Below are 14,620 nucleotides of genomic sequence, written 5' to 3'. Positions count from 1 at the left end.
GTTCACACGGTAGATCGCTCCTCCGACATCACCGCTGAGGCGGGCCGCCGCCACCGTAATCCGCCGCGGGCATAGGGTGGAGGAACCGTGTCAAGCCCCCTCGCCACCGCCGCTCCCACGTGGCGGAGCTGGCTGATCTGGGGCGTCGGGGTCGCCGCATACATCATCGCGATCACGAACCGCACGTCGCTCGCGTCGGTGGGCGTCGACACCGCGGAGCGCTTCGAGATCGACGCGTCGACGCTGTCGATGTTCGCGGTCATCCAGCTCGGCGTCTACGGCGCGATGCAGGTGCCCGTCGGCATGCTGCTCGACCGCTGGGGCGCGCGCCCGATCATCGCGATCGGCATGGTGCTCATGGCCGCGGGACAGCTCGCGATGGCGCTCTCGCCGAACGTCGGCATCGCGATCGCCGCCCGCATGCTGCTCGGCGCCGGCGATGCGGCGGTGTTCCCGAGCGTGCTGCGCCTGGTGGCGACGTGGTTCCCCGCGCAGCGCGGGCCGCTGATGGTGCAGCTCACCGGCATCCTGGGCCAGCTCGGCCAGATCATCGCGATCGTCCCGCTTGCGGCGCTCCTGCACGCCACCACGTGGTCGATCGCGTTCGGCAGCCTCGCCGGTCTCACCCTGCTGTTCGCGGTGCTCGTGTTCGCGGTCATCCGCAACCACCCGCCCGATCGCGACGCCGATGTCTCCGTCGACACCGACACCGGCGCGATCCGGGTCGTCACCTCGTCCATCGACAATCGTGTCGGCATCCGCGCCGCCTGGTCGCACCCCGGAACCCGGCTCGCCTTCTGGTCGCACTTCACGACGCCGTTCGCGGGCACCGCCTTCATCATGCTGTGGGGCATCCCGTTCCTCACAGCCGGCGAGGGACGCACGCAGGGCGAGGCCGCCGCCATCACGACGATCTACGTCGTCGCGGGCATGATCCTGGGTCCCGTCATGGGGCTGCTGTCGGGCCGCATCCCGAACCTGCGCTCACGCGCGCTCGTGCTCCCGACGGTCGCGATCCAGGCGATCGCGTGGCTCGTGGTGATCGCCCTGCCGGGGCCCGCACCGCTGTGGCTGCTGATCGCGCTGGCCATAGCTCTCGCCACCGGCGGCCCAGCCTCCCTCGTCGCGTTCGACCACGCGCGCACGCATAACCCGGCGCACCGGCTCAGCACGGCGACCGGCATCACGAACTCCGGAGGCTTCCTCGCGAGCCTCATCGCGATCTTCCTCATCGGCGTCGCGCTCGACCTGCAGGGCGCCGGAACTCCGGCGACGTTCACGCTCGACGCCTTCCGGATCGCCTTCCTCACGCAGGTGCCGCTGTGGATCCTCGGCGCGATCATGATCGTGATCGAGCGCAAGAACACGCGGGTGCACATCGGCCTCGATGCGCCGCGGTCGCGGTCGCGGTCGCGGCGGTCCAAGGACGAGCGGATGCCGTAGGCCTGGTCCTCGCGCGGGTTGCGGCAGCTTGCAAAACGGAGGAGATCGGCGAAACGGAGGAGCTTCAGCGCGAAATCCCTCCTCCGTTCTGCAGATCTCCTCCGGTTTGCTACGGGCGTACGTCGTCGTGGGTCACCACCCGGCTGAGCTCGACTGCCCCGCCGGCGAGCGCCCAGTAGTGCAGGCGCCGCGCGGCAGCGGCATTCTGCTCGATGTACGCGCGGTAGCACTTCGCCCCGTCCGAACGCACCAGGTCGGGATCCCCCGCCCCGTCACCGGAACGCAGCGCATGCACCCCGCGGCTCGGAACATCGCGGATGCGGCCTGTGACGGCATCCACCACCGCCTTCATGGCCTTGTCGAAGTGGCCGATCGTGAGCGACGCGAGCGATGCGACGAACTCCGGCCCGACGTCGTACTCTCCGATCGCCCAGCGCTCGCGCTCGCCCGGTTCGACCCGCTCGACCCACGCGAGATACACCTCGTGACGCACCCACTGCTCGTCATCGACCCACCTCGACCGCCGGTCGTCGACGCTCGCGACCGGCACGACCGCCGGCGCGGCACGCCGTGACTCGCGCACCGCCCGCGTGGTCGCCAACTGCTGGGCCTTCAGCTCTTTGAGCTGCCGCTCGAGCTCGCCGCGCTCGGCGAGCTCTTCGCGCAGTCGGGCCTCCGCACCGATGACCCGGGCTCTGAGGCGCCCGAGCCCCGAGTCGTCGACACCGACCTCCGCGAGGCGCCGCTCGAGTTCGGCGCTCCTCGCGCGCTCGCTCTGGAGCTGGAGCTGGGTCGAACGGAGCGCGGCCCCGGCGGCCGGCGCGGACGCGTCTCCGACACCGCCTTCGAGCTGCGCCACGACGGCCGCGGCCGCGGAGGTGGCCGTCGCCTCGACCGGCACCGACTCGACGCGGCGCCTTCCCGGGCCGGGCATCGGCCGCTCGGCCTGCACGTCCGGTGGGATGGACGCCGCAGCCACAGCACCGGGATCGGCGAGCGTCGACGGTGCCGCCGGAATCGCCGCGGCATCCACCGGGCTCCGCGCGTCCCCCGCCCGCGTCGATGCTGCCGCCGCCTCATTGAGCGCTGCAAGGTCGCCCGCGGCATCCGTCGTGTGAAGTTCGAGCGTACGGCCCTCTTCGAGCCAGGGCCGACCGCCGGACGTCAGCGCGAGCGGCGGCACGACCGGCTCGTCGTCGTCGACGTCGGTGAGTGCGAGATGCAGCGTTCCGTCGCTCAGGTGCGTGACCCGAGCAGCGACGACGTCGCCCTCGGCGACGAGGAGGTCGACCGTGTCGAGGGGGTTCGGTGAGACGTCGATGCGCCGCAGCACGATCTCGACGGCGGGATGCAGCAGCAGCGTCGCGCGGGCCGGCGAAACCTTGCGCACGAGCGCGAGGGTCACGCAGCCGTGCGGGAACGCCGCCTCGAGGGCTGCCTGCGTCGGCGTGCTCTCCTCGACCAGCAGAAGCCGGGTGTCGAGGTCGAGGACGCCGGCCACGCGCTGGCCGCGATGAAGGCTCCAGTCGAGCGGAATCGGCGGATAGGTCAGCTCGCGCGAGATCGTGGCGAGGCCCCTGCCGTCGAGGTCGACGACTGCGCGGGTATCGTCGGCGACGAATCCCTTCACGACACCGGATGCCGCCAACCGGCGCACCGACGGCTTGTCGAACAGACCGGCGGCTCCCGCCTGGCCGAGGGCATCGCCGATCAGCTGCTGGGTCGCCCGGCCGCCCGGGAACCGCAGCGGCGAGCGCCGCCAATCAGGCTGGACGCCGAAGTCCACCGGATACGACCGCCCTGCCCCGCCGTAGACCTGCGTCTTCTCGGGCAGCAGCGAGTCGAGCTCGCGCGTGAGGTCGCCGGTCGAGATGAGCACGAGGTCGGCGATGTCCCGCAGCTCGCCCGCCAGCTCATCGGTGTCGAGTGCGAACAGGTCGGTGTGCGGATCGGTCGAGACCACGACCAGCGGCCGCTGCCGGCGCGCAAGAATGCGCTCGGCGAGGGCCGCGACGTCGGGTGATGTGCGGACGCGCTCGGTCACGATCCCTCCTTCCGGCCAAGACGATCGGGACGAGACGGACTCTATGCGCGACCTCCGACATGCGGTCCGCAGTCGCCGCAACTGAGGCACCGCAGAACGGAGGAGATCCGGTTTGCAAAGCGAGCCGACCCGGCCCGCTGCTCAGACCTTCCCGTCGGGCCCCGCGCCCGCGGCGAGCGACACCAGGCGGCCGAGCTCGCCGAGGTCGACGCCCTCGACACGGCGGAAGCTCACAGCGGCAGAGCCGATCTTCACGGCGCCCAGGCGGCCGCCGTACTTCTTGGCGAGATACTGCCCGTCTTCGGTCGCGTTGAGGTACACGCTGATGTGGTTCTTCTGCATGCCCAGCCCCACCCGGAACCAATCCACGCGGGTGCGATCGCTGCGGGTGTACGACCAGTCGCCGTAGCCGATGATGCGCTGCTCGCTCCCGCCCCAGAACACGCCCTCCCACAGCACACGCTCGGCGTCCGGCATCCGCTCGACGATGAGACGATCGAGCAGCACCATGTCGCCCTGGCGGTCGTCGGGCAGCGAGGCGAGGAATTCATCGACGGATGCTGCTGACTTCTCCATGACGCGATCGTAGGCCGATCCGCCTGCCTGCCACCCGACGGGCGGCCGTCGGACGTATCGTGGACCATGGCGCCTCCCGCAGATTCCGCACCACGGTCCACCGTCGTCGCGCTCGTCGGCGCCGACAGCGATGCCCTGCTCTCGGGCCTCGCCGATGTTCCCGCCCTCGCCGCCCTGTCGCTGCGCGAGAGCGATCCGGCCCTCGCCACGCGGATGCTGGCCGCAGCGTCGAGCCCCTACGTCGTCCACGACGCCGACCCGCTCGAGCACGTCGCTGCGGCGTGGGTGGAGCTCTACGAGGAGCGAGCCACCCTCGGCACCCTCGAGATCGAGGTCGAGACGCTGCTCGCCCTCTTCGCCGCCGGCGACGCGGTGATGCCCGACTACTACGTCGTCACCGGGCCCGAAGTCATCGAGGGGACGTGGCGCCACTGGTGGCTGGGCGCCCTCGCGCACCATGCACCGAATCGGGTACTGCCGGTCGAGGCGTCCACCGCAGCGCTGCGCGCGCGCCTGCGGTCACTGCCGACCTCGCGCCCCTGGCCCGACCCCGCATCCTGGCTCACGCGCGTGCAGTTCGACATCCCCGACCGCGTCGGACTCCGCGACCAGCGCGGCGCCGCGTGAACGGATCCGCGCCGGTCGTCATACGCTTCGAGCACGCAGGCGCCACCCTCGTCGCCGAATCCCGCGGCACCGGGCGCCCGGTACTCGTCCTCGTCCACGGCATCGGCATGGGCCGCAGCGTCTTCGGCGACCTCATCTCGCATCTCGACGACGTCGCGCACATCATCGCCCTCGACCTGCCGGGGTACGGCGAGGCGCCCGAACCCCGCCGGGTCCTCACGATGGAGCGCACCGCCGACCTCGTGGCCGAATTCCTGCACGAGCGGGTCGGCTCGCCCGTCGTGCTGATCGGCCATTCGATGGGCGCGCAGGTCGCCGGCGAGGTGGCGGCACGGCATCCCGAGACCGTCGCTCGGCTCGTGCTCGTCGGACCCACGGTGGATCCGGCCGCCCGCACGGCCCGCGCGCAGCTGTCGCGGCTGCTGCGCGACATCGCCGTCGAGAATCCGAAGGTGATCGCGCTCGGCACGAGGGAGTATCTGCGGGCGGGCCCGCGGCTCCGCGCGAAGTTCCGCGCGATGCTCGTCCACCGGCCCGAGGACTCGTGCGAGCGCATCGTCGCACCGACACTGGTCCTGCGCGGCGAGGACGACCTCGTGGTGCCCCGCTCGTGGGCCCGGCGTCTCACCGACGCGATTCCCGAGGCACGCCTCGAGGAGGTGCGCGGTCACGGCCACGAGACGATGATCCGGGATGCCGGAGCCGCCGCGCGGCATATCGAGGCGTTCCTGAGCGAGGAGTGACGACTGCCGTGCGTCATCGCATTTCCGCCATGTCGGCGGAGCACGGCAATGTCGGAACCCCTTCGTAGGTTGGAGTCATCGGAACCTACGGAGGAAGCCATGCTCTCGCTCGTCACCGCCGCCGAACAGCAGTACCGCTACGACACCGCCGCCCGCGACCGCGAACTCGCGCTGCTCGCCTCGATCCGCGAGCGACGTCTCGCCGAGGCCATGTTCGCCGAGGCACCCGTCCGGCTCGCCCCGCGCGCCGCGTGGGCGCGGCCGATCGGAGTACGCCTCGAGCGGGCCGAGGTGTGCACGACCACCTGCGCGATCGCCTGACGCTACGCCGACGGCGGCGCGCCTGCTCCCGTCGAGACCTGACGGGCGAGGCCATCGATCTCGTCGTCGCCGAGGTCGATGCCCGACTGCTCGAGCCGCTGGCGAAGCACGCCCTCGATCCGCGCGAGCGATTCCGTGCCCACGTCGACGCGGGTCTGGGCGACGATCCCTGCCACCTTGTCGTCGACAGGTGCGTCGTTCTGCGACATCGCCGGCAGCCGCTGCTCGCCGGCGGCGCCGAGCGCGCCGGGGGTGCGCTGAGCCTCACCGGCCGTCAGCGTGTCACGACCCTCGTCCTGTCCGAGGTGGTCGACGCCGGAAAGATCACGGTCCATGGCGGACTCCTTTCGTCTGAGTCCACCCTCACCCGCGCGCACGAGACCCGACACGGGGTTGACAACAGCGATCAGGCGCGCTCCGCCGCCGCGGGGTTCGAGCCGGCGCGCCCGGTCGCCCCCGCCGCTGCCGTCGCAGCCTTGTCGCGCACCACGGCATCCGCCACGACCTGTCCGCCGCTGCGCAACAGCGCGCGCCGCCACGGCAGCGTCCCCTCGATCTCGATCTGGATCGAGATCGACAGCACCGTCCGGATCAGCACGATGAGGCCGAGGGTCGCAGCTTCCTCGAGCGACGGCTTCGAGGTGATCGTGCGGATGAGGTCGGCGGCCACCAGCACCTCGAGGCCGAGCAGGATCGCGGCGCCGAGCGTCGTGCGCAGCACGAGGAATGCGGCCGAGCCGCCCTCGCCGCGGCCGAGTGCGCGCACGCCGAGCACGACGGCGATCGCGAACCCCACCATCATCGCGACAGCTCCGATGATCTCGAAGCCCACGGCGACGTAGACGAAGAACTCCTCCATGTGCACGCGGCCAGCATAGGGCGCAGCATCCCGAACCGCGTCGAATCACGCGCGAACCGCGTTCGCGCGTGGCGGCTCCCCGAGGATCCGCGTCGAGAACCCTTACGCGGTGCGGCGCGAGGCGAGGATCGCCCGACGCTGCGGGTGCGCCTCGAACCAGTCCGCGACGTACCAGCACACTGGCACCACCGTGCGGTCGCCCTGCTGCTCGAGGTCGCCGACGGCTCGCTCGACGAGGTCGCCGGCATAGCCGTGGCCGCGGAAAGTGGGGATCGTGTAGGCGCGGGTCATCGCCACCGAGCGACCGTCGTCGCGGTAATCGAGGATGCTCACGAGGTCGTTCCCCCGATGAAGCGTGTAGCGCGAGGCATCCGCTTCGTGTGTGAATCGCAGCTCAGTCACCTCGACAGGCTAAGCCCGCGTACGGACACGTCGGCGAGGCGGCCGGGATGTCGCGGCATTCGTGCGGCGACATCCCGGCCGGCACTCAGGCTCGCGTCACTCCGGCAGCACGCCCGTCCGCGCGAGGTCGGCGTACCAGAGCCCGGAGTCCTTCACGGTTCGCTCCAGCGTGTCGAAGTCGACGCGGACGATGCCGAACCGCTTGGCGTAGCCGTAGCCCCACTCGAAGTTGTCGAGCAGCGACCACACGAAGTAGCCGCGCAGATCCACGCCGCGCTCGATCGCCCGGTGCGCGGCCGTGAAGTGCCGGCGCAGGTAGTCGAGCCGCTTCGGGTCGGGCACCGACCCGTCGGCGGCCACGACGTCGTCGAAGGCAGCGCCGTTCTCGGTGATCATGAGCGGCTGGTCGGGGAACTCCGCCGACAGCGAGACGAGCAGCTCTTCGAGCCCCTCGGGCGCGATGTTCCACCCCATCGCCGTGTACGGGCCCGCCTGCTCGACGAACTCGACGGCGAGGTCGCTGCCGGGCCACGCGGTGCCGCCGGCAGTGCCCTTGTGGCCGTCGTTCATCTGCTTGGGCGAGACGCCGTCCCACAGACGCACCGTGGCCGTCGAGTAGTAGTTGACTCCGAGTACATCGATCGGCTGGTTGATCGCAGCGAGATCGCCCTCGTGCACGAACGACCAGTCGGTGACCGACGCGGTGTCTTCGAGCAGGTCGGCCGGGTACTCGCCCTTCAGGAGCGGGTGGGTGAACGCCCGGTTCGCGAGCGCGTCGATGCGGCGCATCGCCTCGGGCGCGGCATCCCCCACCCCGCGCAGCACGTGGAAGTTGAGCGTGATCGAGTACTCGGGGTCCCCGGAAGACGTCGCCCGCAGCGCCTGAACCGCGCGCCCGTGCGCGAGGTTGAGGTGGTGCACCGCGGCGAGTGCCGATGCCGGCTCGCTGCGGCCGGGGGCGTGCCCGCCCTGACCGTAGCCGAGGTAGGCCGAGCACCACGGCTCGTTGAGCGTCGTCCAGGTGTGCACCCGGTCGCCGAGCGCTGCGCCCATGATCTTGGCGTACCGCTCGAACGCGTCGGTCGTCGCACGGGCGGCCCACCCCCCGGCATCCTCCAGATATTGCGGCAGATCCCAGTGATAGAGCGTGGCGACGGGACGGATGCCGCGCTCGAGCAACCCGTCGACCAGACGCGCGTAGAAGTCGATGCCCGCCTGGTTGACCTCGCCCGAGGCGGTCGGCTGGATGCGCGGCCACGCGATCGAGAACCGGTAGGCGCCGAGCCCGAGGTCCTTCATGAGATCGAGGTCGGAGTCCAGCCGGTGGTAGTGGTCGCATGCGACGTCGCCGGTGTCGCCGTTCCAGACCTTGCCGGGCGTCTTGCTGAAGGTGTCCCAGATCGAGGGGCTGCGGCCGTCCTCGTCGAAGGCGCCTTCCACCTGATACGAGGCCGTCGCCGATCCGAACGTGAAGCCGGGTGGAAACACGAGTCCCGAGTCGCGGTAATCGGGGTTGCCCTGGTTCGTCGTAGTCACGGATCTCATCGTGTCACCTCCGAGCGATCGGGTGCTGTGGCCGTGTCTGCACCGCGGCCGTGTGGCGCTGAGCAATCTGTCACATTTCGTCATCGTCGGGGCCTGGCATCCGAGCGATTTGACGCATTGCGACGTACTCCGTCATAATCGGGCACATGACTGACAACGCACGCTCTCTGTCCGCCTGGGAGGCGAACGGGACTGCTGGCATGATGATGGCCAGCTGCGCTGTCATGTGCTGTCGAATGTGCCACTAGCACGGTGACCCCCGCCGGACCCGCACGCCGCTTCTGAAACACGGCGACGCGAGTCCCCCGAAGCACCCGCTTCCCGCGTCGATCACGCGCAGCCGGATGCCTCGCACACCGCCCATCGTCGGGCACAGCCCTCCCAGGGCAGCAGCACACCGAATCCCTTCGGGCCGCATCACAGGCCGGGATTCCCTCCCGCAAGGACCATCATCATGTCGCACTCCGCTCTCCTCGACCGTCCCGCTTCCGCCACCGCCGCTCCCGTCCGTCACCTCCGTGCCGTGACGCAGCCGAACCCCGTCGTGGATGCCGCTCCGGCAGCGCCCGCCGCGCAGGCGCCCGCAGCGCCCGCCGCCCGCAACCTTCCCCCGGGGACCGCGCCCCGCGGCTTCGCGCTGTACGTCGGACTCGACGAGGCGAAGGCAGCCGCAGCCGGCGTCGACCTCGGCGTCATCGTCGAGGCCCTCCGCCGCACGATCGCCGAACTCGCTCCTGCAGCCGAGACCTACGCCACGGTCGCCCTCGCGCCGGTCGGCGCGGGCGGTCGCGACGTCGACGTCGTGCGCCTCGCCCTGCACGAGCCTTCTGCCGTCGCCCGCACCAAGCAGGAGGAGCCCGAAGACGAAGACCGCGCTCCCGGCGGCGTCGTGGTCGACATCTCGCGCAAGCGTGTGCTCATCGACGGCGAGTCGGCGGCCTTCACGTTCAAGGAGTTCGAGCTGCTGCAGTACCTCGTGCTGCGCGAAGGCCGCACGATCGAGCGCATCGAGCTGGTGAACTCGCTCTGGCAGGGTGCCACCGAAGAAGAGGCTCCCGGCGAGCGCACGATCGACGTGCATGTGCGGCGCCTGCGCGCCAAGCTCGGCCGGTACGAAGACATCGTGCGCACCGTGCGCGGCGTCGGCTACCGCTTCGACCGCCACGCCGACGTCGTGATCCGCTACGGCCACGGAACGCCCTCGCCCGACCGCTTCTGATCGCCGTCGACGTCGATGTCGGAGGTCCCGGCGTAGGGTGAGGCCATGACCTTCGTCGCGTCCACGCCGACACGCGCGGGCACGCGCGACCCGAGGGTCGACCACGGGCGTCCGCTCGAGACCGAGTACCGGCCACGGCATCCGCTCGACCTCCGCCGTACCCTGCTCGTGCAACGCCGCGGTTCGGGTGACCCGACGATGACCCTCGCGGGCGCTGTCATCTGGCGTGCGAGCCGCACGCCCGACGGCGTCGCGACGCTCGCGATCCGCGAGACGCATCCGGGCGTCGTGCGGGCGGCGGCCTGGGGGCCGGGGCGCGACTGGGCGCTCGCGCAGCTGCCGGCGCTGTGTGGTGCCGACGATGATCCCCGCGACTTCGACGCCTCGCGGCATCCACTCGTCGCCGACGCCCACCACCGCAACCCGGGCCTGCGTCTCAGCCGCACCGACCTCGTCTTCGACGCCCTGGCGAGCGCGATCTTCGAGCAGAAGGTGACCGGCATGCAGGCCTTCGCCGCGTGGCGGCGCATCGTCACGTGGTGCGGCGAGCGCGCGCCCGGGCCGACGCCCGCGCCGATGTTCGCCCCGCCGACGATCGACGGCTGGCGGCACGTCCCCTCGTGGGCGTGGCACCGTGCCGGACTCGAACCGCCGCAGTCGAAGACGATCGTGCGCGCCGCTCGCCGCGGCGATGCGATCGCCCGCGCCGTGCGCGCGGCCGACGACGGCGAGGCCGTCGACCGCGTGCTCGTGAGCCAGCCGGGGATCGGCCCGTGGACGTCGGCCGAGACCCGCATCCGCGCCCTCGGCGACCCCGATGCCGTGAGCGTGGGCGACTTCCACCTCGCCCACGAGGTCGGCTACGCGCTGACGGGCGAGCGCGTCGACGACGACGGGATGCTGCGCCTCCTCGACCCGTGGGCGGGGCAGCGCCAGCGCGTCATCCGCCTGCTCGGCGCGAGCGGCGTGAGCGAGCCGCGGCGCGCTCCGCGGCTGCATCCCGAAGACCACCGCGCACGCTGACCGACGCGCGCCCCCGGGGCGGCACGTCACGCGGAGCAGAGCCGAGCCGGCCACGCGCGATGCGCAGCCGGCTCCGCTCCGGTCAGCAGGTGCGGGCCGAGTACTCCGCGGTGTACTCCTCGGTCACCGTTTCGCCGTCGATCACCGCGGTGACCACCGCGACGACCTCGCCGGCGGGCATATCCTTCACGCGCGTGGAGAACGCCTGGGCGACCTTCTTGTCGACGGCGAGGTCGACGATGGTCTTCGATCCGTACGGCGTCTGCAGGGCTACGGTCACGGGGGTCTCGCCCTCGTTGGTCGCCGTCACCGCGAGCACCGCCCTCGCCGCGACGCAGCGGTCGGTGACCGCCACCGCGACGTCGATCGCCGGCGGCTCGGGCACGTCGGCCGCCCATGCCTCGAACTCGAGGATGCCGCTCGACCCGCCGGCGCTCGCGGCGCCCCAGGCCTGCATGACGGCACGGAGTTTGGTCGTCGTCACCGGCGCGAAGGTCACCTCGTTGATCGCCGTGGACGAGCGTCCGTATGCGCCGTCCGCGACGACGTCGATCCATTGCCCGGTCGCGAGATCGACGTATTGCAGCTTCCACTCCCGCGGCGGGATCATCCCCGCGTTCGCGGTGTCGGTCGAGTCGCGGAAGAACAGCACGCCCGCACGGTCGACGGTGACCACGCGATCCCACTCGAGCTGCACCCACTGCTCGCCGACGTTGGGCCAGGTGCCCCACGAGGCGCCCGTGAGCGACCCGTCGTTGACGGCGGTCACCGAGTTCCAGCCCGACGTGTACGACGCAGTAGCGGTCGCGATGGGAGCGATGTTGCCCTCGAGCGGCGCGTCCGGCGAGAGCGGCACGGAGACCGAGCCGAGCGCCGAGACGTTGCCCGCGGCATCCTTCGATCGCAGGTAGACGACGTGGCGCTGCCCGTCGACGGCGATCGGACCGCCGTAGGCCTGCCACCCGGTCGGCGCGTCGATCGCGTACTCGATGCCGGCTGCGCCCGAGCCGCTGTCGGCGGCCGTCGCACTGACCGTGCGCGCGACGATGTCGAGCGTTCCGGTCACGGAGGGACGCGTGGCGTCGATGCGGACGGTGGTGGACGCCTCATCGGAGGTGTTGCCCGTGGAGTCGGTCGCCCGCGCTCTGACGGTGTGTTCTCCGTCGCCGGTGACCGTCGCCTCGGCGAAGCGGACGTTCTCGGTGACCTGCCAGGCCCCGCCGTCGACCGCGATCTCCACACGCGCACGAAGGTCGCGGTCGTCGATCGCTGTCGCCCGGGCGGTGACGGGCGAGATGAACCAGCCGTTCGCGCCCTCCACTCCTGAGGTGGTGACGGTGACCTCGGGCGCGGCGGCGTCGAGGGTCTCGCCGAACACCTCGAGCTCGGTCAGCCCGACGGCTGCGCGCGTGTCGCCGTTCGTCTGGGCGGTGAGCACCGCTCGCACCCCGGTGGTGACGATCGGATCGAACGTCACCCCGTTGGGCGCCTCGCGCTCGGTCGGGAATGCGTCGGCCCCGGTGACGTCCTGCCATTCGCCGTCCGCGAGCACCTGCACCTTCCACGACTCGGGTGCCGCCACGCCCTCGCCGGCGTCGGGTCCCGCGGTGTCGCTCCAGAAGTGCGCGGTGACCCCGTCGACGCGGACCGGCTCCGGCCAGGTGTAGCCCACCCAGCGGGTCGCGGGCCGCTCCTCGGCCGCGGTCGTCCACGTCGCCGACGCGGCACCGCCGGTGTAGGCGACGGCGCCGTCGTTCAGCGCGTCCAGCGACGTGCCCGCCGCAGTGGCCTCGGCCTCGGGCTCGCCGTCCGGCGCGAGGTTGGCCCGCCACGGGTTCGACCCGAGCACGGTCACGGTCGCCGAGACGCGTCCGGCGGCATAGCCTTCGGCGAAACCCTCGACGGTGAACTCGCCGGCAGCCGCGAGATCGGCGGGATCGATCGTGTCCCAGCGCACCGGCGCCGCGACGTGCTCGTCACCGTAGCGCAGCGACACGGTCTCGGGCAGCTCGGGTGCGGTGCCGACGACGGTCTGCACCTCGACCGGCTCGACGGTGTCGGGCTGGGCGGCGTGCACCTCCCACTCCTCGACGGCCAGCGCCGAATACTGCGGCGGGGTGGCGGAGTTCGGCGAGGCGTTCAGCACCGCGCGAAGGCGCGAGGTCGTGATGTCGTCGAAGGTGACCTCGTGCACGGTCGTGGTTGTGGTCGGGTAGCCGCTCGGGTTCGGAACGTCCTTCCAGACGCCCTCGTCCCAGTACTGCAACACCCAGGATGACGGGTTGGAGACGCCGTTGCCGGTTCCCGGTGCCGCATCGCGCCAGAACTTGATGCGGGCGCGGTCGACGCGCACGGGCGCGTCCCAGTCGTACTGGATCCACTGCTGCGCAGGGCGCGTGCCGGTCCAGCTGCCCCACATGTCCGGCGGAAGCGGGTTGGGGCGGATGATCTCGTCATTGAGCGCCTTCATCCAGTACTGGGTCGGGATGGGCTGATTCGACGCCGACGAGGTCGCCCACGGGGCGACGTTCGACCGGGGAGTCAGGTTCTCACCGCGCTGCGGAGTCGTGACGACGGGCACGATGCGGGCGGGCGTGACCGAGTCGTCCCACTCGAGGTGGTCGATCGCGACCGAGCGGCGGAAGTGGTTTCCTCCCACGGCGTCGGCGGTGTGGTACGCCATGTACCACTCGCCCTGGAACTCGGCGATCGCCGGGTGGCTGGTCGTCGAAGAGACCGGCGCGAGGATGCGGCCGCGGAACGTCCACGGGCCGAGCGGGCTCGACGCCGTCGAGTACGCGATGCAGGCGTGGTAGTTCGCCGGCGTGCAGGTGCTGGTCGGGCCGGCGTTGTTCGCGGCGTAGGCGAGGTAGTAGGTGCCGTCGCGGGTGAACATCCACGCCGCCTCGAAGAAGCCGGTGACACCGCTGGTGATGGTGGTCGGTGTGCCGACGCGCGTCTTCATATCGGCGGCGAGCTCCGTCGCCATGAGCCGGCCGAAGCTGCCCCAGTACATCCACACGCGGCCGTCCTCGACCAGCACCGTCGGGTCGATGTTGTGCGCATCGTTGCCGAGGATCGACTGCGAGACGATCGGTCCGCCCGCGTGGTCGGTCCAGGGCCCGAGAGGCGTGTCGGAGACCGCCACGCCGATGCCGAACTTGTCGGGCGACGTGCTCGCGGCCTCGTTCACGGGCACGTACCAGTAGAACCGGCCGTCGACGCCCTCGACGACCTGACCCGCATACGCGCGGCCGGGCGTCGCCCAGTCGAACACCACCTCGGGGCGCATGATCCCCGGGTGGTGCTCCCACGTGCCGCTGTCGACGTCGGTCGTCGAGAACGCCTGCCACTCGTTCATGATGAAGTCGTTGACGGTCGGGCCGGCCTCGTCGCGGCCGGCGTGGATGTAGAGCTTGTCGTCTACGGCCAGCAGGCTCGGATCGGCCGAGTACATCGATCCGTCTCCGAGGATCGGATTCTCGGTGGCTGCGGTCGCGGGCAGCACCGCGGTGAGCAGAGCCCCGACGACGCCGATCGCGAGCGCAGCGCCCAGCTTCTTGGATTTCCAGACCACGGTGTCCACTCTCCTCGCGGCGTCGGCACGGTCGACGACCTCAGCCAAGACGGTAGCCGTGACGGAAACCATTCCGCAAGGCTTTTCGAAGTTTTCGAGATCCATCGAAATTGCACAATGGCGAGCACTTCGCGACAGCAATCGCGACTCGAAGACCTTTTCGGACGGATGCCGAGTGTGTCTCAACCGGTCATCTTCTCGTGGAGTGCATCGACGATGACTGGCGTCACCGCCCGTCCGC

At 71.0% G+C, this 14,620-nt stretch carries 13 protein-coding genes; 6 read left to right on the top strand and 7 right to left on the bottom strand.

Annotated elements, in window-relative coordinates; all coding sequences use genetic code 11:
• Positions 1-87: 87 nt before the first annotated feature.
• The gene (locus FFS15_RS00410) at positions 88-1,443 is read left to right on the top strand and encodes an MFS transporter (RefSeq protein WP_249353604.1); all 1,356 of its coding nucleotides are present in this window, start codon (positions 88-90) and stop codon (positions 1,441-1,443) included.
• A 109-nt stretch (positions 1,444-1,552) separates the two neighbouring features.
• Here FFS15_RS00410 and FFS15_RS00405 read toward each other — a convergent pair whose 3' ends face one another.
• Positions 1,553-3,487 (bottom strand): hypothetical protein, encoded by a 1,935-nt coding sequence (locus FFS15_RS00405; RefSeq protein ID WP_137843033.1) that lies wholly within the window; start codon positions 3,485-3,487, stop codon positions 1,553-1,555.
• A 141-nt stretch (positions 3,488-3,628) separates the two neighbouring features.
• Positions 3,629-4,063: a hypothetical protein gene (locus FFS15_RS00400; protein WP_137843032.1), complete on the bottom strand. Its 435-nt coding sequence runs from the start codon at positions 4,061-4,063 to the stop codon at positions 3,629-3,631.
• A 66-nt stretch (positions 4,064-4,129) separates the two neighbouring features.
• On the opposite strand from FFS15_RS00400, the gene FFS15_RS00395 reads away from it, so the two are divergent.
• From FFS15_RS00395 to FFS15_RS00385, 3 genes are all read left to right on the top strand, one after another.
• Entirely contained in the window at positions 4,130-4,690 is a 561-nt protein-coding gene (locus FFS15_RS00395; protein ID WP_137843031.1) for a hypothetical protein, read from the top strand.
• On the top strand, positions 4,687-5,433 hold the full coding sequence (locus FFS15_RS00390; RefSeq protein ID WP_137843030.1) for an alpha/beta hydrolase: 747 nt from the start codon (positions 4,687-4,689) through the stop codon (positions 5,431-5,433). Before FFS15_RS00395 ends, FFS15_RS00390 begins: the two co-directional genes overlap by 4 nt.
• Before the next feature lie 99 nt (positions 5,434-5,532).
• Positions 5,533-5,754: a hypothetical protein gene (locus tag FFS15_RS00385; protein WP_137843029.1), complete on the top strand. Its 222-nt coding sequence runs from the start codon at positions 5,533-5,535 to the stop codon at positions 5,752-5,754.
• A gap of 2 nt (positions 5,755-5,756) precedes the next feature.
• Here the strand turns inward: FFS15_RS00385 and FFS15_RS00380 are convergent, their stop codons facing one another.
• From FFS15_RS00380 to FFS15_RS00365, 4 genes are all read right to left on the bottom strand, one after another.
• Entirely contained in the window at positions 5,757-6,089 is a 333-nt protein-coding gene (locus tag FFS15_RS00380) for a hypothetical protein (protein WP_137843028.1), read from the bottom strand.
• A gap of 71 nt (positions 6,090-6,160) precedes the next feature.
• Positions 6,161-6,613 carry a DUF1622 domain-containing protein gene (locus FFS15_RS00375; RefSeq protein WP_137843379.1) on the bottom strand — a complete coding sequence of 151 codons (453 nt, stop codon included), beginning with the start codon at positions 6,611-6,613 and terminating at the stop codon, positions 6,161-6,163.
• 102 nt (positions 6,614-6,715) lie between these two features.
• Complete coding sequence (locus FFS15_RS00370; RefSeq protein WP_137843027.1) at positions 6,716-7,015, bottom strand: GNAT family N-acetyltransferase; 300 nt, start codon at positions 7,013-7,015, stop codon at positions 6,716-6,718.
• Positions 7,016-7,111: 96 nt separating this feature from the next.
• Positions 7,112-8,551, bottom strand: a complete 1,440-nt coding sequence (locus FFS15_RS00365) for a GH1 family beta-glucosidase (protein WP_249353602.1) — start codon at positions 8,549-8,551, stop codon at positions 7,112-7,114.
• Between the two features lie 463 nt (positions 8,552-9,014).
• On the opposite strand from FFS15_RS00365, the gene FFS15_RS00360 reads away from it, so the two are divergent.
• Together FFS15_RS00360 and FFS15_RS00355 are read left to right on the top strand one after the other, a co-directional pair.
• Positions 9,015-9,779, top strand: coding sequence for a winged helix-turn-helix domain-containing protein (locus tag FFS15_RS00360; RefSeq protein ID WP_137843025.1), 765 nt, complete (start codon positions 9,015-9,017; stop codon positions 9,777-9,779).
• A gap of 45 nt (positions 9,780-9,824) precedes the next feature.
• Positions 9,825-10,802: a DNA-3-methyladenine glycosylase 2 family protein gene (locus FFS15_RS00355; protein WP_137843024.1), complete on the top strand. Its 978-nt coding sequence runs from the start codon at positions 9,825-9,827 to the stop codon at positions 10,800-10,802.
• Positions 10,803-10,884: 82 nt separating this feature from the next.
• On the opposite strand, the gene FFS15_RS18735 is transcribed toward FFS15_RS00355, so the two are convergent.
• A complete protein-coding gene (locus FFS15_RS18735; RefSeq protein ID WP_212743088.1) occupies positions 10,885-14,451 on the bottom strand; it encodes a family 43 glycosylhydrolase in 3,567 nt (1,188 codons plus the stop codon).
• Positions 14,452-14,620: the final 169 nt, after the last annotated feature.

It is taken from the genome of Microbacterium sp. 2FI, assembly GCF_005502885.1.
GTDB lineage: Bacteria > Actinomycetota > Actinomycetes > Actinomycetales > Microbacteriaceae > Microbacterium.
This window is presented reverse-complemented; position numbering and strand designations above follow the sequence as displayed.